Annotated in this window: 18 protein-coding genes; 6 read left to right on the plus strand and 12 right to left on the minus strand. The window is 55.1% G+C overall.

The genetic code is table 11. The features are described from left to right. The first annotated feature begins 101 nt into the window (after positions 1-101). Complete coding sequence (locus O6944_10440; protein MCZ6719555.1) at positions 102-800, plus strand: CPBP family intramembrane metalloprotease; 699 nt, start codon at positions 102-104, stop codon at positions 798-800. Between the two features lie 110 nt (positions 801-910). Here O6944_10440 and lpxA read toward each other — a convergent pair whose 3' ends face one another. The 4 genes from lpxA to O6944_10460 all read right to left on the minus strand — a co-directional run bounded on the left by lpxA (position 911) and on the right by O6944_10460 (position 6,317). Next, positions 911-1,723: an acyl-ACP--UDP-N-acetylglucosamine O-acyltransferase gene (lpxA, locus tag O6944_10445; protein ID MCZ6719556.1), complete on the minus strand. Its 813-nt coding sequence runs from the start codon at positions 1,721-1,723 to the stop codon at positions 911-913. 118 nt (positions 1,724-1,841) lie between these two features. Next, positions 1,842-4,580, minus strand: a complete 2,739-nt coding sequence (acnA, locus tag O6944_10450; protein MCZ6719557.1) for an aconitate hydratase AcnA — start codon at positions 4,578-4,580, stop codon at positions 1,842-1,844. A 127-nt stretch (positions 4,581-4,707) separates the two neighbouring features. Beyond that, positions 4,708-5,826: a tRNA 2-thiouridine(34) synthase MnmA gene (gene mnmA, locus O6944_10455; GenBank protein MCZ6719558.1), complete on the minus strand. Its 1,119-nt coding sequence runs from the start codon at positions 5,824-5,826 to the stop codon at positions 4,708-4,710. Continuing rightward, entirely contained in the window at positions 5,808-6,317 is a 510-nt protein-coding gene (locus tag O6944_10460) for an NUDIX hydrolase (GenBank protein MCZ6719559.1), read from the minus strand. Before O6944_10460 ends, mnmA begins: the two co-directional genes overlap by 19 nt. A gap of 315 nt (positions 6,318-6,632) precedes the next feature. Between O6944_10460 and nhaD the strand changes: the two genes are divergently transcribed. Next, entirely contained in the window at positions 6,633-8,114 is a 1,482-nt protein-coding gene (nhaD, locus tag O6944_10465; GenBank protein MCZ6719560.1) for a sodium:proton antiporter NhaD, read from the plus strand. Positions 8,115-8,148: 34 nt separating this feature from the next. On the opposite strand, the gene O6944_10470 is transcribed toward nhaD, so the two are convergent. Both O6944_10470 and O6944_10475 read right to left on the minus strand, forming a co-directional pair. Continuing rightward, positions 8,149-12,069 (minus strand): YhdP family protein, encoded by a 3,921-nt coding sequence (locus O6944_10470; protein ID MCZ6719561.1) that lies wholly within the window; start codon positions 12,067-12,069, stop codon positions 8,149-8,151. Positions 12,070-12,085: 16 nt separating this feature from the next. After that, the gene (locus O6944_10475; protein ID MCZ6719562.1) at positions 12,086-13,630 is read right to left on the minus strand and encodes an Rne/Rng family ribonuclease; all 1,545 of its coding nucleotides are present in this window, start codon (positions 13,628-13,630) and stop codon (positions 12,086-12,088) included. A 261-nt stretch (positions 13,631-13,891) separates the two neighbouring features. Between O6944_10475 and O6944_10480 the strand changes: the two genes are divergently transcribed. Genes O6944_10480 through glcF form a run of 3 tightly spaced genes read left to right on the plus strand, consistent with a single transcriptional unit; the run spans position 13,892 to position 17,714 of the window. Further along, positions 13,892-15,358 carry an FAD-binding protein gene (locus O6944_10480; GenBank protein MCZ6719563.1) on the plus strand — a complete coding sequence of 489 codons (1,467 nt, stop codon included), beginning with the start codon at positions 13,892-13,894 and terminating at the stop codon, positions 15,356-15,358. 14 nt (positions 15,359-15,372) lie between these two features. Beyond that, positions 15,373-16,467 carry a glycolate oxidase subunit GlcE gene (glcE, locus tag O6944_10485; GenBank protein ID MCZ6719564.1) on the plus strand — a complete coding sequence of 365 codons (1,095 nt, stop codon included), beginning with the start codon at positions 15,373-15,375 and terminating at the stop codon, positions 16,465-16,467. 29 nt (positions 16,468-16,496) lie between these two features. Continuing rightward, a complete protein-coding gene (glcF, locus tag O6944_10490) occupies positions 16,497-17,714 on the plus strand; it encodes a glycolate oxidase subunit GlcF (GenBank protein MCZ6719565.1) in 1,218 nt (405 codons plus the stop codon). Between the two features lie 120 nt (positions 17,715-17,834). On the opposite strand, the gene O6944_10495 is transcribed toward glcF, so the two are convergent. The 4 genes from O6944_10495 to hpnH form a co-directional block, all read right to left on the minus strand. Beyond that, positions 17,835-18,704: a VacJ family lipoprotein gene (locus O6944_10495; protein ID MCZ6719566.1), complete on the minus strand. Its 870-nt coding sequence runs from the start codon at positions 18,702-18,704 to the stop codon at positions 17,835-17,837. Between the two features lie 84 nt (positions 18,705-18,788). Further along, complete coding sequence (locus O6944_10500) at positions 18,789-19,409, minus strand: ABC transporter substrate-binding protein (protein ID MCZ6719567.1); 621 nt, start codon at positions 19,407-19,409, stop codon at positions 18,789-18,791. 124 nt (positions 19,410-19,533) lie between these two features. Beyond that, a complete protein-coding gene (locus O6944_10505) occupies positions 19,534-20,661 on the minus strand; it encodes a glycosyltransferase (GenBank protein ID MCZ6719568.1) in 1,128 nt (375 codons plus the stop codon). Next, positions 20,662-21,789 carry an adenosyl-hopene transferase HpnH gene (gene hpnH, locus O6944_10510; GenBank protein MCZ6719569.1) on the minus strand — a complete coding sequence of 376 codons (1,128 nt, stop codon included), beginning with the start codon at positions 21,787-21,789 and terminating at the stop codon, positions 20,662-20,664. It abuts the gene before it with no gap. 231 nt (positions 21,790-22,020) lie between these two features. Between hpnH and dxs the strand changes: the two genes are divergently transcribed. Further along, positions 22,021-23,934 carry a 1-deoxy-D-xylulose-5-phosphate synthase gene (gene dxs / locus O6944_10515; GenBank protein MCZ6719570.1) on the plus strand — a complete coding sequence of 638 codons (1,914 nt, stop codon included), beginning with the start codon at positions 22,021-22,023 and terminating at the stop codon, positions 23,932-23,934. A gap of 22 nt (positions 23,935-23,956) precedes the next feature. On the opposite strand, the gene O6944_10520 is transcribed toward dxs, so the two are convergent. Together O6944_10520 and aepY are read right to left on the minus strand one after the other, a co-directional pair. After that, the gene (locus tag O6944_10520; GenBank protein ID MCZ6719571.1) at positions 23,957-25,081 is read right to left on the minus strand and encodes a 2-aminoethylphosphonate aminotransferase; all 1,125 of its coding nucleotides are present in this window, start codon (positions 25,079-25,081) and stop codon (positions 23,957-23,959) included. Beyond that, a complete protein-coding gene (gene aepY / locus O6944_10525) occupies positions 25,078-26,259 on the minus strand; it encodes a phosphonopyruvate decarboxylase (protein MCZ6719572.1) in 1,182 nt (393 codons plus the stop codon). Before aepY ends, O6944_10520 begins: the two co-directional genes overlap by 4 nt. Position 26,260 lies beyond the last annotated feature (1 nt).

Genomic DNA, 26,260 nt, shown 5'->3' on the forward strand with positions numbered 1-26,260 from the left:
GCAGTCGGCGTTGTTGCAAATTCCTTTTCATAAGGTTGCGCCTCGCGCATTCCTGCTCGTTGCCTTGGTTGCTCTCTGGCCTCTATTGAAAATCGCTTGGATTGTCAACAGGCAGCAACCTGGGATTTGGTATCCCGCCGAGGGCATTTTTGGCAGCTGTCGGTCGTGGCATGATTGTTGGGATCACGATTATGGCATCCCTTGCGATCGTGTTGGTAATCCTTGGGGTGAGAGTCGTCAATTTACACATATCACTCTTTTCACTCGAGTTCATGGGCATTTTAGTAAAGGCGCTGTTTGCAGGGCTTTTAATTGGACTAATCGAAGAGACATTGTTCCGCGGCGCCTTATTTAGTGTCCTACAAGAGGCGCTTAACGTTACAGGAACAATCGTGTTTACAGCATTCCTTTATGCTGCGGTTCATTTCATTCGCCCCCAAATCGAAATTCCCTTCGATGATGTAGGTTGGTTCAGCGGCTTTACGGTGCTGTCGGATTCCTTCAGCAGTTACTGGAACCTTGGGTTTCTGGGTTCTTTCTTAGCGCTACTCGCAGCAGGGATATTTCTTGCTCTGGTCCGCTTCAAGACAGGTCATATTGGGTACTGTATTGGAATCCATGCCGGTTGGGTGCTATCGCTCAAAATGACGAAAAAGCTTACGGGATTGGATTATCAGTCGGACTGGGGATTCTTGGTCGGAAATTATGACGGAATTATTGGATACCTGGCGCTTGGGTGGCTTGCCGTTGCTTCCCTAATGTATTACTTCCTCTATGTCCGAAGGGTGGCCGTGTCATAGCGACGAGTTGCAGTTCGCAGTACTAAATTATTAAGTCCCTCATGAGCCTACTGCGCAGTGGGTCTGTGCTGAATACGGAGAGAAACATCAGATCTGTATCCGATAATGCATTACAAATCCAAGTTTACGTCGATATCGTTTTCCTCAATATTCTTTCTGCAAACGCCGCGTTTGGATGCCTCGATAAACTCACACAACTCAATGGCGGGACCGTCGTTAAATTCATCGCGAACACGTTGTGTGGCCTGTGGGACATTGAGGCCCGATCCGTAAATAAGGGTAAAGGCGTGTTTGACCTCTTGACGTTCTACCGGTGACATGCCTGCGCGGCGCATGCCGATGACATTCAGCCCGAGAATCTTATTGGGTTGAAGGGGTTGTGTGGTGCAAAATGGCGGAACGTCTAGGCTGATTGCGCTGCCGCCACCCAGCATGGCGAGTCGCCCCACGCGGCAGAACTGGTGCACCAGACAGTTGCCACTGATGAAAGCCCCATCGCCGACTTCACTGTAACCACCCAGTAACGCCCCGTTGGCAAGGATGACACCCTTGCCCAACTTTACGTTATGTGCAACGTGAGAACAGCTCATCAGATAGCATTCGTCGCCAACGATACTCGAGCTACCCGCTTTCGTGCCGCGGTGGACCGTCACACCCTCTCTGACCACACAGTTGGCGCCGATCTTGACGTAGGTTTCGTCATTCTTATGGGTGAGATCTTGTGGCAGGTCCCCCAGCACTGCACCGGCGTGGACCCGGCAGCCGGGTCCCAGTGTCGTGTTTCGGTAGATGACTGCCTGAGGTCCGATGGCACACCCATCGCCGAGGCACGCCCCCCGTTCGATGTAAGCAAAGGGGCCGACAATGACATCGTGGCCTAGGACTGCTCCGTCTTCCACGACTGCTGTGGGATGAATACTCATGGACTTGCGGTGACTGATCGAAGGGAGTTCAAGACGACTCTGTGGCGCCAATTACAGAATCTGATCCAGCACAGTGGTCACCCAGCGGGGGCGAACAGCGTGTTTCCATCCATAAGGCCTAGGCCGCGAGTTGCCGCAGTACATAGGGTAGGATGCCGCCGTTCGTGAAGTAGTCCCACTCCTTGGGTGTGTCGATGCGAACCTTGACAGTAAAGCGTATGGGCTCGCTGTCATCGGCTGTTGCAAGCACGGTGACTTCCTTGGCCTGAGGCTTAAGCCCCTCGATATCGTAGACCTCCGTGCCAGCGAGCCCTAGGCTTTCCGCGTTTTCCCCGTCTTGGAAGGTGAGGGGCAGAACCCCCATACCCACGAGATTCGATCGGTGAATGCGCTCAAAGCTTTGGGCAATGACGGCCTTCACGCCCAACAGCGCGACACCCTTGGCGGCCCAGTCGCGTGAGGATCCGGTGCCATATTCTTTACCGGCTAAGACCAATAGCGGCACGCTGTCCGTCTGATACTTCATGGCAGCATCATAAATACTCATCTGCTTTTCGGAGGGAAAATGGACTGTCCATCCGCCCTCGGTACCTGGCGCCAGTTGGTTACGCAAGCGGATGTTCGCGAATGTGCCGCGCATCATCACTTCGTGGTTTCCACGTCGTGACCCGTAAGAATTGAAGTCCTTGGGTTGAACACCGTGCGCGATCAGGTATTGACCGGCGGGACTGTCGGGTTTGATGGCACCGGCGGGGGAGATGTGGTCCGTGGTGATGCTATCGCTAAGCAGGGCCAAAACGCGAGCGCCGCGGATGGCCGCGATGCTATCGGGGTTAGCGTGCATGTCATCAAAGTACGGAGGACTCTTGACATAGGTAGAACGTTGGTCCCAGTCAAACTGGTCGGCTTGTGGTATCGTCATGCTGGTCCAACGACTATCACCTGAGAAAACATTCTCGTAACTTGCGCGGAACATTGCGGGATCGATACTGCTTGCTATCGTTTCATGGATAGCCTGCTGGTTGGGCCAGATGTCCTTCAAAAAAGTGGGTTTTCCTTGTTTGTCGATGCCTAGGGGTTCCTTGTAGAGGTTGATGTCCATCGTGCCCGCTATGGCATACGCTACCACCAGGGGGGGTGAAGCAAGAAAATTCATCTTTACCTCAGCATGCACGCGTCCCTCGAAGTTGCGGTTACCTGATAAGATCGCACACACCGCCAGATCACGCGCTTGGATGGCCTGGCTTACGGCCTCGGGCAATGGGCCTGAGTTTCCGATGCAGGTGGTGCAGCCGTAGCCCACGAGGTTAAACCCCATCGCCTCAAGGTGGGGCATCAGCTTTGCTTTTTCCAGATAGTCACTCACGACCTTTGATCCTGGGGCAAGGCTCGTCTTTACCCAAGGTTTTACCTTGAGGCCTCGCTCGTGTGCCGCCTTCGCCAGTAGGCCAGCCGCCACCATGACGGACGGGTTGGAGGTGTTGGTGCACGACGTGATTGCGGCAATGACGACGGCGCCGTCTGCAATCGGGAATGCACTGTCATCTAAGACGATGGGCGCGCTATTCGCGGGGCCGGAGTTTTTTATCCCGGCGGCTGTGCCGCCACCTTCATTTTCAAAACGCGCCATGTCGCCGTTTCTAGATGCCGCTCGTTCATGATGATGTTCGCGCAGTGCTTGGTTGACGACCTGCTTGGCCTCGCGCAGCGAGACTCGGTCCTGCGGTCGCTTTGGGCCGGCGAGGCTAGGTTCGACGCTGCGCATATCCAGTTCCAGCACATCGGAATACACCGCTTCATCGCTGCTGGCTGTTCGGAAAAGGCCCTGGGCCTTAGTGTAGGCTTCCACCAATGCGATTTGCTCTGCTGTACGGCCGGAGAGTTCCAGGTAGCGCAGGGTTTCGCCGTCGATGGGGAAGATCCCGCAGGTAGCCCCGTATTCCGGGGCCATATTCGCGATGGTCGCGCGATCGGCGAGTGGTAAGTGGTCGAGACCCTCGCCGAAGAATTCGACAAACTTGTCCACCACGCCCCGCTCTCGAAGTAGGTGGGTGACCGTGAGTACGAGGTCTGTGGCGGTGGCGCCTTCGGGCAGTTGGCCTGTGAGTTTGAAACCGACCACTTGGGGGATCAGCATGCTGATGGGTTGGCCGAGCATGACGGCCTCGGCTTCGATCCCCCCAACCCCCCAGCCCAATACGCCTAAGCCGTTAATCATGGTGGTATGGGAATCGGTGCCGACCAATGTGTCGGGATAGGCCTGTTCAATCCCATTGTCTTTTTTGGTGAACACTACACGGGCGAGATATTCCAAATTGACTTGATGTACGATGCCGGTACCGGGGGGTACCACCTTGAAGTTGGAAAACGCCTGTTGGCCCCATCGCAAGAATGCATAACGTTCTTTGTTGCGATCGAATTCGATTGCAGCATTTTGTGCGATCGCATCCGCGCGCCCGAACACATCCACCTGAACCGAGTGGTCAATCACCAGTTCTGCTGGAGAAATGGGATTAATGCGAGCGGGATCGCCACCGAGTTTGCCCAAGGCATCACGCATGGCGGCAAGGTCGACAACGGCGGGCACACCAGTGAAGTCCTGCATCAGTACGCGGGCCGGCGTAAACGCAATCTCACGGGTCGGCTCGCTTTGGGGATCCCACGATGCAAGGGCTTCAATGTCGTCGACTGTCACATTGACTCCGTCTTCACAGCGCAAAAGGTTTTCGAGCAGGATCTTCAGTGAGAAGGGTAGGCGCTGGATATCAAAGCGCTTATCAAGGCACTTAAGCGCAAATAGCTCATACGTTGATTTCCCAACATTGAGCGTCGAGCGCGCTTGGAAACTGTTTTTCATTTTTCCCTCCAAATTGGTAAGGGGAGATTTTACCTATTGTGCGGGTGTTCGGCGAGTTCGCGGAGATCTTTGTCGCTGGCCGTGCCTAGATCCGCGATCACGGCGTGCTTGAAAGTGGCCGGTGGTGCTATCGATACGTTTTGTCTATGGTGCCTCCGCCGAGACAGGTATCGCCCTGATAAAACACTACTGATTGACCGGGTGTCACGGCGCGCTGAGGCCGGTCAAAATCCACGTGACATTGATCGTTGTCAAGCGACGTAATGGTGCAATCCTGATCAGGCTGCCGATAGCGGGTTTTCAACTTGCATTTGAACGGGAGCTCAGGTGGCGGGCTGAGGATCCAGTGGAGTCCCGACGCCACAACACGATGACTGAAGAGTAGGGGATGATCATTTCCCTGGACGGCAACGAGCACGTTTTTTTTGAGGTCTTTCGCTACAACGTACCAGGGTTTACTACGGGCGTCTGTGCGGCCACCGATGCCAAGCCCTTTGCGCTGACCCAAGGTGTAGTACATCACTCCGTCATGATGCCCGATCGTCTTCCCGTCCGGCGTCTGGATCTCGCCTGGTTGCGCTGGCAGATAACGCATTAGAAATGTCTTGAAGTGGCGCTCACCGATGAAACAGATCCCAGTGCTGTCCTTTTTATCGTGTGTTACAAGGCCTGCGTCTGCAGCGAGTTTTCGAACTGCTGGTTTTCTCATCTCGCCAATCGGAAAGAGCGAGTGCTTGAGTTGTTTTTGCCCTAGCGCGTACAGAAAGTAGCTCTGGTCCTTGTTGCTATCTGAGCCTTTGAGTAGCTGAAAGCGGTCATCTGCCGAACGGACCCGTGCGTAATGGCCCATTGCGATCATTTCGGCACCTAAACTTAGTGCGTGCTCGAGAAAAGCCTTGAACTTGATCTCACGGTTGCAAAGGATGTCCGGATTAGGCGTGCGACCGCATCTGTATTCATTGAGAAAATGCATAAAGACATTTTTCCAATAATCAGTCGATAGATTTACCGTATGGAGTGGAATGTCCAGATCATCGCAGACACGTTTGGCATCCTGTACGTCTTCAGCTGCGGCACAGAAGTATTCAGTGTCGTCTTCTTCCCAGTTTTTCATGAAAAGACCTTCGACTGTATATCCCTGTTGCTTCAACAGCATGGCACTAACAGATGAGTCGACACCACCAGAAAGACCGATGATGACCTTGCTGCAGGCAAGCGTGGTTGGAGCTATTTGTGTTGCGACCATGCTGTCTCCTCTGGGCCCGTCGAGGCCGCCAACCTTTTCCCCGGTATGTAGTGATTGAGGATGTCTAGGGGGTAATGTCTTCTCTTCATATGATCGTCAATGCACCGCAGTACCATTGGACTGCGAAGTTTCTCGCGCATTGAGATAAGCTCGTCACGCGAGAGCCATCTGACCCGGATAATACCCTCATCGAGCGGACGCTCAGGCTCATGCTTTTGGCAGCGACCACAAAAACACATGCGAAGGTATGTAACATCCTCTTCGGCGTTTGAACAAAGATAAACACCAACCAGCGCCTCTGGTTCAAAGTGCCAACCCGTCTCTTCCAGCACCTCCCGTTTCACCGCGTCGAACAAGGTTTCTCCCGGTTCAAGATGGCCGGCCGGTTGATTGAACACCACCCGACCGTCATTGGCGGTTTCTTCAACCAAGAGAAAGCGTCGATCCCGCTCTATGATGGCAGCGACAGTCACATTGGGTTTCCAAACCATAAGGGCCATTGTAACCCAAACCTCAGCATCCCGGGTTTGGATTGATGTGATTGGCCAGGATTAGTCGCTGAGGTATTGCTGAACTGATGCACAGATATCATGCGTGGGTGACCTCGATCGATTGCACGCTGGCTGTCGATACGATGGTGACATTCCGTGGCATAGCGGGCATGGGCTAACACTGATGATGAACTTGCGGTTAAAGTAGCGTTGTGGGGGCTTCCTGTCGTGTCGTTGGCGCCACCGTTGGAGGGGGTTGCCCGTATGACTAGGTTGAATGGTGTTTCAACAAGATGGATCAGTTGGAGGGGAAAAATGATTAAGTTGGGCTCGATACACAGTGTCATCCTGAGCCGATTGCGGCGAATGGCAATCCCAAGCGTAGCGTTCTGTCTGCCGGGAGCAGCGCATGCGACAAGCGATGCAGGGCTTGTCTTAGATCTTACCGGCGAATGGATGGGTATTGCGGCAATTGCGATCTTTGTGCTCGCGTATACCCTGGTCATTGCCGAGGAGACGCTGCACCTCAGGAAATCAAAACCTGTCATGGTCGCGGCGGGCATCATTTGGGCCCTAGTTGCCCTCGCCTATTTACAAGTGGGTGACATGCACACGGCGGAAGAGGCGGTACTCCACAATCTACTGGAATTTGCCCAGATCTTTCTATTTCTCCTTGCAGCGATGACCTACATCAACACGATGGAAGAAGTCGGTCTCTTCAATGCCCTTAGGGTTTGGCTCGTGTCCCGGGGCTTTTCGCTTAGAACGATCTTCTGGATAACGGGAGTGCTCGCGTTCTGTATATCGCCACTTGCAGATAATCTGACGACGGCGTTGTTGATGGCGACGGTGGTGATGGCGGTGGGCGGTACGAATGTCCGCTTTGTTACCGTGGCCTGTGTGAACATTGTGGTTGCCGCGAACGCGGGCGGGGCGTTCAGCCCCTTTGGCGATATCACCACCTTGATGGTTTGGCAAAAGGGCATCGTCAAAATTCATGAATTCTTGGCACTGTTTACGCCATCGTTCATCAACTGGATTATCCCGGCTGTCATCATGTCCTTTACAGTGCCCAAGGGGCAACCCGATGCCGTCGCTGAGAAGGCAGAGCTGCAGAAAGGGGCCTGGGGAGTGCTTGGCCTCTTTTTGTTGACGATCACCATGGCCATATCGGCACGCTATTTCCTGAATCTGCCGCCTGTGATGGGGATGATGACGGGCTTAGGGCTTTTGAAGTTCTATGGGTATTACCTAAAGACCCGCGGGGCGTTGGCCTTGCGGCGGCCGACCGAAGGGCCTGAGGAGGCAAGGCTTGAGGTGGATGAAGCGCTAATCACATCACCACCTAAAACGCCGTTTGATGTCTTCAAGGCCCTGGAGCGGGCGGAATGGGATACCTTGATGTTTTTCTACGGGGTCATCCTGTGTGTGGGGGGGCTTGCGCAGATAGGCTACCTCGCAATGGGTGCCCAGGTGCTGTATGTCGATCTGGGACCCACTACGGCCAACATACTTGTCGGGATCCTGTCCGCTATCATCGATAATATCCCGGTGATGTTCGCCGTCCTGTCGATGTCACCTGATATGAGCCACGGCCAATGGCTGCTGGTGACACTCACCACAGGTGTCGGCGGATCGTTGCTGTCGATTGGATCGGCGGCGGGTGTGGCCGTGATGGGGCAAGCGCGCGGCATCTATACCTTCTTCTCTCATCTCAAATGGAGCTGGGCTATCGGATTGGGGTATGCCGCCAGCATCTGGGTCCATCTTACGGTGAACGCGAACTTGTTTCATTAGAAAGGCGCTGAAAAAATACTTTATCAGCGCGCTGTTATTTTTTAAGCCCATCGATGAATCGAGGCGGTGTGCTGGCGGTGTCCTGATTTTTGCCGTTCACTCGCTCGATCGTTGGATCGTCCCAACTGCCCGTGATCGTGTACTCATGGCTGAGTACGTTGTCTATTTGATCGGGCAAGGATTTAAACATCTGCCCCGCTAACAGGATGGCGGCGCCAACGCCAAGACCGACCGGTCCGAAAAAGGCACTGGCAACGGGCAAGCTGCTTGCGAACTCCGGCGTGACCAGGATGACCTGGTCGTAATCTTCGGTTGCCAGACCGGTGCGACCGGTTATGGTCATGCGTGCAGAAGGGCCTTCCAGGACGAGGTTATTGGTGTAGGCATTGCCGTTTTCAAAGTTGAACGTGCCTTCGATGCGATCAAAGGCAAAACCTTCTTGATAGAGGTCATCAAAATCGAGCTTCAAGCGGCGCGCGAGGGTCTGAAAGCTCAGCAGGCCGAATACGCGACCGACACCCTGATCAATATCGAGAAAGCGTCCTTTACCGATGTTCATGTACAGGACGCCGTCCATGGTTGCCAGCGAAAAATCCCCTGGCGCCCCTTCCCACTGTGCACCGATATTTAATTGCGTCTCGCCGCCTTCAATTGAAGTCACGTCGTATTCGAATTGCTTAAGCAATTCCCCAAGCGCCTCTGCCTGAACGGCTATATCAAACTGCGATCGTTGTTCTTTATTGTTTATTAGCCAGTCTCCCTGGGCGGAGATATTGACGCCCGGTGAGGTCAACACGAGTTCATCCAATCGTTGTCCATCGTTGACAGGCGATGTCTTGAGGCGAGCCTCACCCAGCTCGATGGTCCCATAGGTCAGTGCTTCGCAATGGGCGTTGAGCGCAGGGAGTTGCCTTGGATCGACGCGCCTTCTGCCTTCGTCTGACGTGACACGGTCAAGCTTCAGATAGTCAAATGCCACATGGACGGGTGCGACGGATGGATCTGGAGGCACCGTAATCGACCCACTCGCCTCGGGCCCTCGGATGTCGGCGACCCATTGCTGTCGATCATGGTTAATCTTTAGGCTAACGTCATTGAACCACTGATTGAAAACTTCCAGTTTGGAAGCCCCGATCTCGATGTCAATCGTTTCCGGCTGGAGGCTGATTGTTGACAGTTTCGCATTGCGCGCATGGCTGTGTAGGAAATCCAGCCACGGGCTCAAGGCGAGTTCGGCGAGTTCACCGCGAACAAGAAGTCCTGGGTTATCGGGTAGGCGCGGTGTACCTTGGCCGAGTTGTATGCTGATGCGATTCTGGGCGGGGCCGCTGGGTCCCTCGTGAAGCTCAAGCTTGCCGCTTACGATTGTGCTGTAATGGAAGGTGAAGTCATGTCGTGTCAAGTCAGAAATTTGGGTAACGATGGTGGAGTTTCGCGTTTCGTAGGGGGCCTTACCAAGCGGTGCAGGCATGTTAATCCCCATACCCTCAAGCGCTGAAGTGATCCGAATCTGCCCAGGGTTCTCCGGGTTACAGCAGTCAGTCGGCAGACGCACCCGAGCTTGCCAATTCGTCTGTCCGTCAACCCAGCGTTCGTCAAAGAGTGCAAGCCTTGATTCAAGCTGAATGAGCTGATCCGCGATGAAGGCACCATCGGCCGTGCCAATCAGCAGCAGTTCGGTATCCGCTTTCCCACCGGCATAATTTGTGCTGATGTCAATTTGGATGGGCCGCCCGAAGAGCTGGCCTTCAAGCCCTTCTGCGAACAAACGTTTCTCCGTAAACTCCAACTGGCCGGCAAGGTCCGTAATTGTGATACCCAACCGCTCGGAGGATACGGAGTTCCCGGTCCCTTGCACCTGCCCCTGTACGGTGTAATCGCCCCGGCTATTCAAGGGGACCTCCATGGTGATGTCTACCGTGATTGCGCCATCGAAGGCCATCGTGCTGAACTGCCTTCCAACGGCCTTCGATGCTAATGGACTTTGTACTATCAATGTCTGCACATCCTTAGCAGGCCCTATTATTGTGCTGTGTCCTTTGAATAGCATCTTCGCTGCGTTGACATCAGCAATCTCGCCATGTACGTTCACAATTTCAGAGTTAAGTATTCTCGCGTGTGTCGCATCGAAGCTGACGCTCTGGCCTTTGAAGGTGATGTTCGCCTCAATATCGTTAACTTGAGGCCAACCTGACGCAAAGTTCAAGACCCCATCGCTAATGCTTGCCCGTACTTCAAAACGCCCTTGACCCTCAGTGAACGGGAACTCGTCAAGCTGGCCGCGCAATACACCTTGGCCTTCCGTGATCCATCCAGCAGCGATCGTATCTTTGACCCATTGCTTATCTGATTCCGATACGGTGTTCGGGAGATATCGGGCAATGTGTTCTAGCCTCACATCTTCAAATCTCACGACAAGATCGGCTGTTGGAATCCAATTTTTTCCCGGCCAAGCGAGTCGTCCGCCGAGTGTCGCATTGATTTCTTCGCTGTCTATGGTTAACAGATCGGATGTCACCATCCAGCCGTCCTCATCATGCGTCCAGTGTATCTTCCCCTCTAGCCGATCAAGCCACAGCGGCACCTTAAACCATTTAGGAAATTCCAGCTGGAGTGAATCTGCATCCAAAAGCAATTCGCCACCACCAAACGTACCGCTGACACTGCCACGTAATCCGTTGATTCCCGGTAGATCGGCAGCTGCATCGGCGATCAGATCATCAAAGTGTGCCCTGAGAAAAAGTCGCTCATCGAATTTCCGCTCCGGGCGGTAATCAAATCGGATACGCCGAAGCTCACCGCGTGGTGCGGCATTCAAAACGTACCGGCGGAGTATTGGTGGTAGGACAGGCAACCTCGCCAAGAACGGCGCAATATCATCGAGTTGGAGAAACCGAAGACTACCTGTGAATCGGTGTTGACCTGTCTCTGGCAGTGGCGTGATACGGAGCTGGATGTCATCTTCCGGCCAGGCTCCATGGGGCGTCTTAACCCAGAGTCGAGTTACATTAATCAGCCAACCATCATTCGTTGTCCGCAAAGCGGCAACTTGCGCCTTGGCCTCTTGAAAAGATATACCCGCACTGTCAAATAACAGTTCGAAAGATCCAATCGCAAATTGTCCCTCGATCGTCCTGAGCTTGGCACCGGCCCATCTGGTCCAAACTTGGAGATCAATTTCGCCATGTGCTATATCAAGGTTGGTCTTGACGATGTCGCGGAGCCATGGCCCCGGATGAATTCCGTGTCCTTCTATGTAAAGTTCCCCGGACCAATCGGAGGTTGTGAGGTCGCCTTGAGCATCTAGGGCGAAATCAAGCCCCTCACCCATGGAGTGAGGTAGACGGGCAGATCCTTCCAATTGCAGGCGGTCGCCTGCACTTCGAAGTTGCAGTGACACGTCCGTAAAGGACAGTGGTTCGGCCATGGTTTGCAGGTCGACCCAGGTCACACGCGCCTGTTGGATAGCGAGTTGATTCTGCTGTTGCAGCCAGGTACCCAGGTCGCTGATGGCACCGTCCGGGTCGCTCCAATCACCCTCACCCAACCCTTCAACCACGACCGACCTGTCAAGGTTTCGCGTCAGTGACAGCTGCAATCCGGTTATTGTCAGGTGTCCAGGGACCAACTCTTTTCTAAGCACGCTGTTGATGGGATCGATACTGATGCGGGCATGGTCAAAGTGTGCCATCCGTCCTGTGCCGTCTGCATCCAATAGGCTGATGTTCTTTAGGTAGAGCTGCGGGCGCCAGCCGCGCCATTCGGCTTCGATGGATTCTATTTCCACCGGCTGGCCCATATAGGCGCTTACCCACTGTTGAATTTGGTCTTGATATTCGCCGATTCCGGGCAGCATAAGCCGCACCGCAGTGACGGTTACGGCTGCCAACAGGGTGACCCCGGCGAATACATACCAGGCGATAGCGAGTGTTGATTTAATTAGGCGGATGAGCATCTACGATGCTGTAGCGTCACAGTAGAACAATGTCATATTGTTCCTGGGTGTAGAGGGTCTCTACCTGGAATGTAATGGGCCTGCCGATAAATTCTTCCAGTTCGGCGACACTGGTTGACTCATCGTCAAGGAGCCGATCGACGACTGTCTGTGAGGCTACAACAAGCAATTTCTGTGCATCAAATTGACGCACCTCACGAACAATTTCGCGGAAGATCTCATAGCACACAGTTTCTGCCGTCTTGATAGAACTTCGGCCGTTACAGGTAGGGCAGGTCTCGCACAGGATATGTTCAAGACTTTCACGTGTGCGCTTGCGCGTAATCTGAACAAGTCCTAGTGAGGTGATTTCGCTTATCGTAACATTTGAATGATCTCGCTCTAGATTTTTCTCCAGCGCGCGCAAAACTTGCCGTCGGTGTCCCGGCTCAGACATATCAATAAAATCAACAATGATAATGCCACCTAAATTCCGTAGTCGCAGTTGACGTATGACCGCCTGCGAGGCTTCGAGATTAGTCTTAAATATCGTTTCTTCAAGATTACGATGCCCAACGAATGCGCCAGTGTTGATATCAATCGTTGTCATCGCTTCGGTTTGATCTATGATGAGATGTCCCCCGGATTTAAGTTGCACTTTACGTTCTAACGCCTTCTGAACTTCGTCCTCTACCATATACAGGTCCAAGATGGGAGGTTCGCCGGCGTAATGTTCGATCCGGTCGACAAAATCCGGAATAAATTGCTTCGCGAATTCAAGCACGCGTTGATAGGCTTCTTGGGAGTCAATGCGCACTTTCTCTATGTCGGAGTCGACCAAGTCACGCATCGTTCGCATGACCAACGGTAGATCTTCATATACGATGCCCGGCGCGAACGTATTTTCGGCGCGTACCATTACAGAATCCCAAAGCCTTCGTAGAAATTCCATGTCTTTGCACAACTTGTCCTCGCTAACACCTTCTGCGGCAGTCCGAACAATGTAACCACCGGCGTTCGGGCCGCTTACTTGTTCTGTGCTTGTCGTCACAATTTGCGTGTCGTCACCTACGACTGCAATCTTCCGTAGCCCAGGATGGTTGCGAAGCACGATATGCCGAAGCCGATCACGCTCCAAGTCGTCTTCGATCTTCTGGGAAACGCCAACTGTGTGAAACGCTGGCACAAAAACGATGTAGCGCGACGGAATTGAAAGGTGTGTGGTCAATCGTGCCCCCTTACTACCAAGCGGGTCCTTGATGACCTGGACCAGCACTTCCTGGCCCTCCCGGAGCAACATATCGATCCCAGGAGTGGAAATCCTCGTGCGATTCTCGCCATCTATGTTTGCGGAACCGTCAACCATATCCGAGGTGTGCAAGAATCCCGTCCGGTCAAGTCCGACGTCTATAAAGGCTGCCTGCATCCCGGGTAGGACCCTGGACACGCCGCCCTTATAGATATTGCCCACTAGACCGCGTCGACTGGATCGCTCGATCAGGATTTCCTGGAGGACGCCATTCTCTAAGACTGCAACGCGCGTCTCCTGGGGAGTCACGTTAATTAGGATTTCTTCGCTCATTCGTTGGGCGCGCTTATTCTCGCCTAGGTAAGAAAAACCGACTGCCAATCAAACCCACCTGGCGCCCATTTAACCAAGATGCGGGTTTCTTGGCTAGATGTGGCGAGTGGAGCCCTGCATGGGTCAGACCCGATCTCGGCATCTGGGCTTTAGCGAAACTTCGCTCCTCTGGAGTTAGACACTGATCGAACCTACAATTCAGTGTTTACTGGGTACGCAGGCGTTGCATGCCGAAATATCAGCGCTTAAGCCCAGGGCAGGATGAAGGGATCGACAGTGGAAGCGCGTTTACTGGACCAGCTCCGTCGGATATTACCCGCCGAGGCCGTGATCGCGGATGAGGAGTCGCTCCGGGCCTACGAATGCGATGGCCTCTCGGCGTATCGCGCGTTACCGGGAGTCGTGGTTCTGCCGGATACCATTGCCCAGGTGCAACAGATCCTGTGCCTTTGTCACCAACGACACATCCCGGTAGTCGCACGGGGGGCGGGTACGGGTCTATCGGGTGGTGCGCTGCCGATACCTGACGGACTGGTACTGAGCCTCACCAAGTTCACGAGCGTCCTGAATGTCGACCCGGTTAATCGGACGGTCAGGGTTCAGCCGGGGGTGCGGAACATCACCATTTCCGACGTGGCTGCGCCATATGGTTTGTTCTATGCGCCGGATCCCTCTTCTCAGATCGCCTGTACCATCGGTGGCAACGTAGCAGAGAATTCCGGCGGCGTGCACTGTTTGAAATACGGCCTAACGGTTCACAACATTCTCGCATTGAAGATTGTGACGATCGAAGGCGATTTGCTCTCTATTGGAAACAATGCGCTGGATGCGCCGGGCTATGATCTGCTTGCAATTCTAACCGGCTCAGAAGGCATGTTGGGCGTGATTGTTGAGGTTACAGTGAAGCTCCGACCCAAACCGCAAGATGCCCGGGTCGCATTGGCGGCTTTCGATCAAGTTGACACGGCAGGCACAGCAGTAGCCGATATCATTGCAAGCGGAATCATCCCAGCGGGCCTTGAGATGATGGACAAGGCAGCGGTACATGCCGCTGAAGCTTTCGTCCAGGCTGGATATCCTACCGAAGCCGAGGCGATCTTACTGTGTGAACTGGACGGCGCGCCCGATGAAGTGACGGAAGAAATGCAGCATGTTCAGGAGGTGCTGATGCGATCAGGTGCGACCCACATTCAGGTCGCCCGTGATGAGGAAGAACGTCAAAGATTCTGGGCTGGTCGCAAAGCCGCGTTTCCCGCACTCGGCCGTATCGCTCGGGATTATTATTGTATGGACGGCACGATCCCGAGACGCTGTCTTTCGGAGGTACTCACGCGCATCAGTGAGCTCTCGGCTGAGTATGGGCTCCGGGTCGTCAATGTCTTCCACGCCGGGGACGGCAATCTTCATCCGGTGATTCTCTATGACGTCAATGCCCCCGGTGAACTACAAAAGACTGAGGCGCTTGGCGGGAAGATCTTGGAGGCCTGCGTCGCAGCCGGTGGCACCGTGACGGGAGAACACGGGGTCGGTGTTGAGAAGTTGAATCAGATGTGCGTGCAATTTAGTGCCGATGAATTGACCCAATTTCACGCCATCAAACGGGCCTTCGATCCACCGGGGCTACTTAATCCGGGCAAAGCTGTGCCGACCTTACGGCGCTGCGCTGAGTTTGGCGCGATGCACGTACATGACGGCGAGCTCCCGTTTCCTGAGCTCGAGCGGTTTTAGTCCAAAACTAGGCGTTGCGCCGCCTAAAAGCCGTACCCTTGCCAAAAGCCGATCAGAGCCTCCAGGACCTTGCCGAGGTTGTCAGTGAAGCCTATGTTGCGGGTAAACCGCTTAGGATCAGCGGTGGGGGGACCAAGACGTTCTATGGGCGGGAAGGCGGGTCTGGCGAGGTCCTTGATGTCAGACCCCATAAGGGCATCATCTCCTACGAGCCCAGTGAGCTGGTGATTACGGCCCGAGCCGGGACGCCGCTCAATGAGATTGAGGAGGCCCTTGCCGAAGGCGGTCAGATGTTGGCCTTCGAGCCCCCCCATTTTGGTGAGGGGGCTACCTTAGGGGGGACCGTTGCCTGCGCCCTATCCGGCCCTCGGCGCCCCTACGCAGGGCCGCTGAGGGACTTTGTACTGGGTATCCGGTGCCTGACAGGGACGGGGAAGGCCACGCACTTCGGTGGGCAGGTGATGAAAAACGTCGCCGGTTATGACGTCTCGCGGCTCTTTGCTGGTGCGCTGGGGACGCTAGGAGTGTTGCTCGAGGTCTCCCTCAAGGTGGTGCCTACGCCGAAGGTCGAGCGGACGCTCCGATGTCAGGCGTCGATGAAAGAGGCCATCACCTGGATGAATCGCTGGGCAGGCGAGGCACTGCCGCTGTCGGGTGCCGCTTGCGACGGCACCCATCTCACGATACGCTTGTCTGGTAACGCCAGCGCCGTCGAATCCGCCCATCAGCGGCTGGGTTTGCCGGAAATGCCGGATTCCGGGGGCTACTGGCAGGCGCTCAGAGAGCTGGCGCTGCCTTTTTTTGCTGATGATGCCCCGTTGTGGCGCTTGTCTGTACCGCCCGCAACCAGCCCCCTGGATCTGCCAGGCCGATGGCTCTTGGATTGGGGTGGGGCGCAGCGCTGGCTGGTGACGTCGGCGCCGGCTGAGTCAGTGCGTACCCTGGCGCACAAGGTCGGCGGGCATGCCACGCTATTTCGTGGTGGTGACCGAGCCGGTGAGGTGTTTCAGCCGCTGGCGCCTCCGTTAGCTGTGCTGCATCGCCGTCTCAAGACGGCATTTGACCCCCGTGGGATCTTAAATCCCGGGCGTATGTACCGCGACATGTAGGACATCGCAATTGCACGATCCCAGTTGACATGCAGACGGCACTCGCAAGCGAGTTCAAAGACACGCCCGATGGGTGGGAAGCGGACACGATATTGCGAACCTGTGTCCACTGCGGGTTTTGCACGGCAACCTGCCCAACCTACCAGTTACTTGGGGACGAGCTGGATGGACCGCGAGGACGTATCTACCTCATCAAGGGCTTGTTGGAAGGCAAAGAAGCGGGCCGCGCCACCCAGGTTCACCTGGACCGCTGCCTGACCTGCCGAGCCTGTGAGACGACCTGTCCATCGGGTGTTGCGTTCTCGCGTCTCCTTGACATCGGTCGAAAGCACATCGAAGCGAAGGTCCAACGACCACCCTTAGAGCGGCTCACGCGCTACCTTTTGCGAAAGACCCTTCCCTATCCGGGGCGCTTTGACTCCGTGTTACGCCTTGCTCAGTGGCTCCGCCCGCTGATGCCTTCAAGCCTCAAACGCGCCATCCCGGCAAAGACGCGTGCACTTCCTTGGCCACAAGGCGATCATCGCCGAAAGATGCTGCTGTTTGAGGGTTGTGTGCAGCCGGCCCTTGCGCCCAATACCAACAGAGCCGCCGCGCGCGTCCTTGATCGGCTTGGGATTCTTGCGGTCAGGGCAACCGCCGCCGGCTGCTGTGGGGCGATTAGCCACCATATGGCAGCGGGCGACGAGGCACAGGGGTTAGCGCGTCGAAACATCGACGCGTGGTGGCCCCATATCCAGGAAGGGGCCGAGGCGATTGTGTGCACGGCGAGTGGCTGTGGCGCGATGATTAAAGACTATGCACAGATCTTGCGCAAGGACCCAAATTATGCGGATAAGGCCGCACAGATCGCCACGATGGCAATGGATCCCTGTGAGGTATTGGGCGAGCTTGATCTCAATGCCCTGACGATTCGCCCGGATATCCCGAAGCGCCTCGCCTTTCATTCCCCCTGTACACTGCAGCACGCGCAACAGCTAAACGGCATAACTGAGGCGCTCTTGAGGCGGCTCGGTTTTGAACTGACGCGGGTTCCCGACAGCCATCTCTGCTGTGGTTCGGCCGGAGTATACTCGCTGCTGCAAAGGCCCTTGGCCCGAAGACTCCTACACAACAAGGTTGAGGCGCTGCAGGCTGATCAACCTGCGCTCATTGCAACCGCCAACATCGGTTGTCAGATGTATATACAGCAGGCGGCAGACGTGCCGATCCGTCACTGGATCGAATTACTGGACCCGCAGCAGTAGCGGCGCTGCCTGCTAAAGTACACGGGATATGGCTGGTTCGGATACTGCCCGGGCGCCCGTTCGGGGGAGTGGGTATCAAGGTGCATGTTGATCCGTAGGCAAACGCCTGGGCTGGGCGCACTATTCAATCAGAAGAATATCGTCAAATTCCTCGTCTTCTAGCTCTAGTTCGTCGTCGATGAATTTCTCAATATCATAATCTTCCGCTGGCGGGTGACCATCGTAGATCAAGAAAGTGCGGCGCTGACGATAGGCTTCTCGCGTGAAGGTATAGGGATCAATCGCGGCCTGATCGCGCAGGCGGGTGGCGTCCAGAAGGTTCGCCCGTTTGTTGATGATGCCCACTGCGGCGACGGGGATCAGAATAACGTTGGCAATGGAAAAGTAGAATAACGGGTTGGTTAGGAGGCTCGTGCCATAGTCCGGCACGTCACGGGGCGTACTTGGACCGAGAAATGGGATCACGAGATAGTCCCCTTCGCCCGAACCCCATTTGGCCAGGGTTTGCCCAAAGTCCTCTTCGTGCCTTGGCAGCCCGATGGCCGTTCCAACGTCAACGATCCCGCCAATGCCCAGCGTCGTATTAAAGATAAAGCGTGCTACATCGCTGCCCGTCTGATCGACCTTGCCCTGAAGGATGTCATTGAGGATAACGTTAAGATAGGCAAAATTCTCGTAGACGTTGGTTATGCCGGTGCGGAGCAGCTGGGGCGTGATCGCGACATAACCCTTGGCGATGGGTTTAAGAATGGCTCTATCGAGGGCATCATTAAAATTGTACGATGGCCTGTTGAACGAATATTCGAGCGGATCGTTGCTTGAAGCAGCGTCTTCTTCTGTCGCTTCCACGTCCATCGCTGCGGCTTTCGGCATATCTGCCTCCGCCGCTTCGGAAGCGGTGGATTCGGCACTTGCCCCGCTTCCAAGCAGGAAGAGGATCATGAGCCAAAGACAGATCGTAACGCTTCGGGGTCCTTGTTGGCCGTTCATAGGGCCTCTTTGTTATTGATGATTGGTTATTGAACGTAACTTGTCGCAACGATGGCACTGCATGCTGCAACAGGATCGCTCGCTTCAGTTTGCCGCAATTTTATCGTACTCGGCTGTCTTCTCCCTTATCTCGGCTAAGAGCGCATCAAAACCCTGATCTCTTATGACGGCGGTGTATTCGGCGCGCTTCAATGACAGGTCGCTTACGCCGTTGGCAATCACATTGAGGATGTACCACCGCCCGTTTTTTTCGTGGAGGAGATAATCGAGATGCACGATCTCTCCGTCCGCCTTCACTAGTTCGGTTCTTATAACGACACGCCCGCTCTCTAGTCGTTCTACATTCGCGGGCCGGAATGTTTCTTCGTTGTATTCATCGAATAGGGAGGCCGCTGCAGCGATACCGTAACCAATGAAGGTCTTTATGAATTCGGTCTTTTGGTCACGATCGAGTGTCTTCCAGTACCTGCCCAAGACCAGTCTGCTGATGTACGGCACGTCGAAGCTTGAGATGAAAACCGGCTTAAGCTGCTCATAACGTCCGCTATAGCCGAGCTGGTCAGCATTCTGCATGACATCGAGTAGGGTGGACTGGAACCGGTCGACGAGCTCACTGGCCCCCGACTCAGGAGCAGCCTTCGATGATGCGGATACCAACGACATCGAGAGAAGCACAACCAGCAGAGCATTGAACACGTGTCTCATCGTCGCATTAACACCCTGATTCCATCATATTGATTGGGACCTTAGGCAACATAGCATATTTTTTTTTGGTGTGCCGGGATCTGTCTAAGATCCCGATTCCGGCTTATTTGCTCGCGTGGCCAAGTCATCCATTATCGGCAGCGTCTGCATAGGTGCGGCCTTTCCAACGGGATCCTTCGCCAGCCCAGTGGCGAATCGCTGAAGTCCAGGTCATCGCCAGGTAGAGCATGCCAATCACGGGCAACCAAACGGCCCACGCGCTGGACAAGCCGTAATACTTGAGCGTCGGCACATAGCTCAACGCCATGGCGGCCAATGTGAGGGCGGAAAGCGCTCGTACGCCGTCTGAGGCAAAAAACACGCCCGCCATGGGGAGGGTGAAGGCCGCCAGGAGCATCAGGGTACATAATACCAGCAGCCCATTGGAATAGCGGAGCTGGGTAAAGGCGGTGCGGGCTACGGTATTCCAGACGCTCCGAAGGCGCTCATAGGAACGAATGCTCCGGACCGAATGGGTAAGCCCTATCCAGGTGTGACCTCCTTGCGCCTTGATGCATTGCGCCAGAGCACAATCATCGATCAATTGATCTTTTAGCGCATGAAACCCGCCAATCTTATCGAGCATGCTTGTGCGAAGCAGTATGCATCCACCTGCTGCGGCGGCAACGGCGTGTGCCGGAGAGTTTGACAAACGGAAGGGATACAACAGTTTGAAAAAGTAGATGAAGGCCGGCATCAAGAGCTTTTCCCAGAATCCCACCATTCGTAATTGTGCCATGAGCGAAATGGCCTGTAGATCCTCTGCCTCCAGTTTTTGTTGAAGTGTTGCGAGAATGCCGGGTTTCAGTTCAATATCGGCATCCAATAGCAGCGTCACGTCCGTGTTGACGTACGCCCGTCCTTGCTCCAGCGCCCAGAGCTTGCCACTCCAGCCGGATGGCATCGGCTTTCCGGAAACAACTTCGAGATTCTCCAGATGAAGCCTGCGCGCGACGTTGGCGGTACTGTCGTTGGACTGATCGTCGATCAGAATGATCCGGAGATTGTTTCCTTGCCGGGCGAGCGCAGGCAGTGTGGCCTCAATGACGCTGGCCTCATTCCGTGCCGGGATGAGTGCGGTGATGCGACTTAGATCAGGTTTGCCTTCGGGATTTGCATCCAATGACTCTTTAGTGCTCCATGGTCGCCATGGCAACGCCAGGATGCCTAACCAGATCAGCGCCCCCGGTAATACCAGGTAGAGCCACGTCATTCACGCGACCTGCCGATTCGTGCAGGTCTTGCTTGACTCGCGTTCTGCGATCAATATCGGTTGGGGTAAGGGGGCGTCGTTGTAGGTGACCAGAGGCTCTGGAGCCAAGGGCCCTTCAGTACGTGGCCCACGAAGAGCGATCCATAGTGCCTTCAAGGGGCTAGCAAAAGTATCGTTGACCGCTGTAGGTTCATAGCCGCAGTGGACCATGCAATCTGCGCACTTCGGGTTGCGGCCCGTGCCGTAGTGTTCCCAGTCCGTCTCTTCCATTAGTTTCTCAAACGTTGGCGCATAGCCTTCGCCTACCAGTAAGTAACACGGCTTCTGCCAGCCAAATACATTGCGCGTCGGGTTGCCCCATGGTGTGCACTGATAGGCTTGGTTACCCGCAAGAAAATCGAGATACAGGGATGACTGGTTGAAACGCCATTTGCGACCCTTGCCAAGCCGGAAGATATCGCGAAAAAGTTGGTTGCTGGTCTTTCGTTTTAGAAACACATCCTGTTTTGGCGCACGCTCGTAACTATAACCAGGTGAAATGGTTACGCCTTCCACCCCGAGACCCATAGCGAAGTCAAGAAATTCTGCGACCTCGTCAGCTTGTTCCCTTTGAAATAGCGTGCAGTTTATGGTCACTCGAAAGCCTTTTTCACTTACCTTTCTAATTGCTTCTATAACCTTGTCAAAAACGCCTTCTCGACATACAGATGTGTCGTGCCGTTCGCGATTGCCATCGAGATGGATCGAGAACGTGAGATAAGGAGACGGGGTGTAGTCATCTATGCGCTTCTCAAGAAGCAACGCGTTAGTGCAGAGATAGACGAATTTTTTGCGCTTAATGCAACCTTCTACAATCTTAGGCATCTCCTTGTGAATAAGTGGTTCACCGCCGGGAATCGACACAATAGGGGCACCGCACTCATCCACAGCGTCCATACATTCTTCATAGCTCAGACGCTTGTTCAGGATCTCGTCGGGGTAATCGATCTTTCCACAACCTGCGCATGCGAGATTGCAGCGAAAAAGAGGTTCAAGCATAAGCACTAGGGGATAGCGCTTTACCCCACGGAGCTTTTGCCAAACGATGTATTTGCCTACACGATACTGCTGGAATAATGGGACACTCATCACTTCCCCCTCGTTTTTCGGGAAACTACCACCTCATCGTCCGACCGGTGGGAGAATTTCTTAGTGGCGGAGTAAGATAATGTAAGTACACGGAAATGTACAGGCTGTCTATTAGGCTGGGATCCGTCCCGACGGGCCAAAGTAGGGGTGCCGGGGATAACCAGCCACATTTTCTTGCAACCGCTGGGTGGCCTATCCATAATGTGGGCTCGATTGCGCCCAGTTGAGCCTATGAGCAACGACCATCAGTATAAGATGCTTGATTCAATCAAGGGTCCCGAGGATCTCCGTCGCCTTTCTGAATCTGAACTCGTGCCTCTGGCGGATGAACTGCGTAATTTTCTGCTCGCGTCTGTAAGCCAAAGTGGCGGGCATTTTGCTGCCGGCCTCGGTACAGTAGAGCTGACCATTGCGTTGCACTATGTCTTTAATACCCCGGAGGATCGGCTGGTCTGGGATGTAGGCCACCAAGCTTATCCGCATAAGGTTTTGACGGGACGGCGCGAGCGTATGCACACAATACGGAAGTGGGGAGGACTGGCCCCATTTCCAAAACGAAACGAAAGCCACTTCGATACTTTTGGCACCGGCCATTCCAGCACCTCGATTAGCGCTGCCTTGGGCATGGCCATTGCGGCGGCACGTCTAGATGTTGACCGCAAAGTCGTGGCCGTAATCGGCGATGGCGGTATGACTGCCGGAATGGCCTTTGAGGCGCTCAACCATGCTGGCGATCTTGGAACGAACTTGCTCGTCGTCCTCAATGACAATGACATGTCGATCTCTCCTAATGTTGGCGCGCTGTCTAATTACTTCGCGAAAGTGCTGTCAGGCAAACTCTACTCGACTGTCCGTGAAGGCAGTAAGAAAGCGCTAGCCAAGATGCCTTCTGTTTGGGAACTCGCGCGGCGGGCCGAAGAGCATTTCAAAGGCTTAATTATTCCAGGGACGCTATTTGAAGAGTTGGGATTCAATTATATCGGTCCGATCGATGGGCACGATTTGCCTACGCTTGTGACCACACTGAAGAATCTCAGTTCCCTGAAAGGACCGCAAATGCTTCACGTTGTCACACGCAAGGGTAAAGGTTACGCGCCGGCTGAAGCGGATCCCGTTAAATATCATGGCGTCACTCCATTTGATCCGAAAACGGGTATTGTCCCCTCAAAGTCCAAGTCTAAGCCCACGTACAGCAAGATCTTTGGTGATTGGATTTGCGATATGGCGCGAATTGATGAGCGTTTAGTGGCGATTACGCCCGCCATGCGCGAGGGTTCGGGGCTGGTAAGATTCGCTAAAGAATTTCCGGAGCGTTACTTTGATGTCGGGATTGCCGAACAGCATAGTGTGACCGTTGCAGCCGGGATGGTGTGTGACGGCCTGAAGCCCGTCGTGGCCATTTATTCAACGTTCCTGCAGCGCGCTTACGATCAGGTCATACATGACATCATAAATCAGAAGCTGCCTGTCATGTTTGCGATCGACCGGGCGGGCCTGGTCGGTGCCGATGGGCCAACCCACAACGGCAGCTTTGATCTGACGTATCTACGTTGCTTGCCTGACATGGTGGTCATGGCGCCTTCCGATGAGAACGAGTGTCGCCAGATGCTGTACACGGCCTTTCTGCTGGACCAGCCGAGTGCGGTACGCTATCCTCGCGGTAGCGGCCCGGGCGCTTCTGTGGAGTGGGATATGACGGCGCTACCCATCGGCAAGGCGGAGTTACGTCGCGAGGGCAGCGGCATTGCGATCCTTGCCTTCGGCACGATGGTGAGTCCCGCACTCGAAGTTGCCGAGGAACTGGATGCGACGGTGGTCAACATGCGGTTTGTCAAGCCGCTGGACGAAGACATGATCTTGAACATGACCGCGCGGCATGATTTGTTGGTGACGATAGAAGAAAATGTCATAGCAGGGGGCGCCGGTAGCGGGGTTAACGAGTGCCTAGCCGCCCACGGTGCCTGCCATCCGGTGATTAACTATGGTCTACCCGATCGCCTCATCCAGCACGGATCACGTGACGATATGTTGGCGAATGCGGAACTGACCTCCGAGGCGATCTTACGTTTCATACAGGATTGTGTGCATAAAGACGAAAAACGCCGTCCGGCACGAAGCGCCAGAGTTGCCCGCTTCGTCCGCTAGCGTTAACCGCTTTTCTTAATGTTCAATCGGCGGCGGCATCGACTGCGCCCGGCTTTCCAAGAGGCCCCCCATGTTCTGCCATCGCGCATTCAACGGCCGAGAGAAAACGTCCCATGTCCTCGTGGGTGATTGCACCCATCGGGGAGACGCGGAATATACGGCGAGCGAATTCTCCTTGGCCAGCATAGACGACAAAACCGCGCTCTTTTAAGGCATCGTGAAAAGTGTCGTAGTCTATTCCTTCGGGGAGATAAAAGGCATTTAGGACAACCGATGAGACCTTTTCAGGTAAGAGGGGGACTATTCCTAAGTCCTCAAGGCCGCTGCGGACCGTCTCTGCGAGCGTTTTGTACCTAGCGTGTCTGGCGCGCCATCCCCCTTCGTCTTCGAACTCGCCGAGCGCCTCGGCCAGTGCATAGAACGCCTGTACCGATTGGGTGTAGGGTGTGTCGCCTGTATCCTGTGCCCGGCAGTAGCGTTCCAGATCGAGATAGAGGCTGCGCCGGGGGCCATTCACACCAAGCAACGCATTCCGGCGCACGATCACAAACGACGCGCCCGGGACGCCGTGGAGGCATTTGTTCGCTGTTGCCGCGCAGCCTGCGATATCCAACGCCTCGAAGTCCAACGCCTCCGCGCCAAAGCTGCTGACGGCATCCACAAGTAATGGGATGCCCCGCCCGCGACACAATTCGCCTATCGCGGTGAGGTTATTCAACCGCCCCGTGGTTGTCTCGTGATGGACGACCGCCACGTGCGTGAACCCGTTGGTCTCGGCGAGGCCTCGCGAAAGCGCAGCAAGGTCAATGCTCTCGCCCCACGGATGGGCGAAGCGCATGTGGTCAATCTGATGGATCGAAGCGATCTCACAAAGCCGCTCACCGTAGACACCGTTCTCCAGGATCAGGACCCGGCCCTCTTGTGGAACCAAGCTCGTTATCATCGCCTCCATTGCCGCCGTGCCGGAGCCTGTTAAGAGGACTGTTGCAAATGCCTGGGGCGAGAGCCCATAGACCCGCAGCAGGGCTTGGCGGATCTGGTCCTGCAATGCGAAGAACTCCGATTCCCGGTGAGACAGATCAGGACGCTGTAAGGCCTGGCGAACACGCTCGCTGAGGTTCACTGGGCCCGGTGTCAACAGGATCATGCCCGGCGCTGGGATGGCTGGGTTGCACTGCGGATATGGCTCATCAGGCGCTGGCAAACGGCATCGGGCGAAAGGGCCGGCCGTGGCAGGTCCTTCGGCCTGCCTGTCTGGATCTTGAGGTGCCCAAATCGAGGTCCGTCTCCTGCATCTTCAGCAAGCAGTCGATCGACCAGCGCTAAATCATCGCCGTCCATGGCCAGTGTGTAACCGCAGGCCAGCGCCACGTCGGCAAAGGACACGCTAGCGGAAACGGTGGCCTGCGCCCCGGTCGAGTCGTGTGCATGGTTGTCCAGTACCAAGTGCGTTAGATTCGGACCACCGTAGGCCCCGATGGTGGCGAAGTTGCCCATGCGCATGAGTGCCGCACCATCGCCGTCAATCACGACGACCCTCATATCTGGGCGCGCCATGGCGAGCCCGAGACCCAAAGAGGAGGCACAACCCATCGATCCGACCATGTAGATGTGGTTGCTTCGATCTGCCAGGGCAAAGAGCTCCCGACCGGTATAACCGGTTGTTGCAATGAGCACCGTGTCGTGTTCCGGCGTGAGCTCGATGACGCGCTCTAAGACCTGACTGCGTGTGAGAAGCTCGCCAGCTCTTCGCTTAAAAAACCGGTGCCGTCGCCTCTTCGGCGCCTCTTTCGGGGTGATGGCCGTTTTCCGGTTTAGGTGGTGGGGTCCGACCGTGCCCTTGCGCATCACCAGCGCATAGGGCCTGCGCTCGGAGGACGTGTACGCCTCAACGCGACTCAGCACTGGTTCGATCTGTTCCGCATCGGTAGGAAAAAACTCCCAGGGCACTGCCATCGTTTCGAAAAGGTTACCTGTGATCCGCCCCATCAACTCGTGCTGCGGCTCATCCTCGCGGTCGGGATCACCCCGCAGTGTGCAGATGATGAGCACCGGTATGCGAAACACATGGGAAAGCGAAGTCAGGGGGTTAATCGCGTTACCCAGCCCGGAGTTCTGCATCATGACCACGGCTTGTTGGCCGCCGATGACGGCACCAGCTGAGGCGGCGAGGGCATCGCCCTCATTGGACGATGACACATAGGTAAGGCTGTCGTCGTCGATGACATAGTTGATGAAGGGTGTAAGGAAGGAACAGGGGACGCCGGCGTACCATTGGTAGCCACAACGCCGTGCGGATTCGACGAATTGCTCAGCACTAATCACG

The sequence above is a fragment of the Gammaproteobacteria bacterium genome, assembly GCA_027296625.1.
In the GTDB taxonomy this organism is placed as follows: Bacteria; Pseudomonadota; Gammaproteobacteria; order JAKEHO01; family JAKEHO01; genus JAKEHO01.

Coding starts and splice junctions, on each gene's coding strand:
- O6944_10505 (MCZ6719568.1), bottom strand. CDS start 20,661: ATGACGTGGCTCTACCTGGTATTACCGGGGGCGCTGATCTGGTTAGGC.
- O6944_10475 (MCZ6719562.1), bottom strand. CDS start 13,630: ATGAGCGAAGAAATCCTAATTAACGTGACTCCCCAGGAGACGCGCGTT.
- O6944_10500 (MCZ6719567.1), bottom strand. CDS start 19,409: ATGAGACACGTGTTCAATGCTCTGCTGGTTGTGCTTCTCTCGATGTCG.
- mnmA (MCZ6719558.1), bottom strand. CDS start 5,826: ATGGTCGCAACACAAATAGCTCCAACCACGCTTGCCTGCAGCAAGGTC.
- O6944_10495 (MCZ6719566.1), bottom strand. CDS start 18,704: ATGAACGGCCAACAAGGACCCCGAAGCGTTACGATCTGTCTTTGGCTC.
- O6944_10460 (MCZ6719559.1), bottom strand. CDS start 6,317: ATGGTTTGGAAACCCAATGTGACTGTCGCTGCCATCATAGAGCGGGAT.
- O6944_10470 (MCZ6719561.1), bottom strand. CDS start 12,069: ATGCTCATCCGCCTAATTAAATCAACACTCGCTATCGCCTGGTATGTA.
- O6944_10520 (MCZ6719571.1), bottom strand. CDS start 25,081: ATGATCCTGTTGACACCGGGCCCAGTGAACCTCAGCGAGCGTGTTCGC.
- hpnH (MCZ6719569.1), bottom strand. CDS start 21,789: ATGAGTGTCCCATTATTCCAGCAGTATCGTGTAGGCAAATACATCGTT.
- lpxA (MCZ6719556.1), bottom strand. CDS start 1,723: ATGAGTATTCATCCCACAGCAGTCGTGGAAGACGGAGCAGTCCTAGGC.
- glcF (MCZ6719565.1), top strand. CDS start 16,497: ATGCAGACGGCACTCGCAAGCGAGTTCAAAGACACGCCCGATGGGTGG.
- dxs (MCZ6719570.1), top strand. CDS start 22,021: ATGAGCAACGACCATCAGTATAAGATGCTTGATTCAATCAAGGGTCCC.
- nhaD (MCZ6719560.1), top strand. CDS start 6,633: ATGATTAAGTTGGGCTCGATACACAGTGTCATCCTGAGCCGATTGCGG.
- O6944_10480 (MCZ6719563.1), top strand. CDS start 13,892: ATGAAGGGATCGACAGTGGAAGCGCGTTTACTGGACCAGCTCCGTCGG.
- acnA (MCZ6719557.1), bottom strand. CDS start 4,580: ATGAAAAACAGTTTCCAAGCGCGCTCGACGCTCAATGTTGGGAAATCA.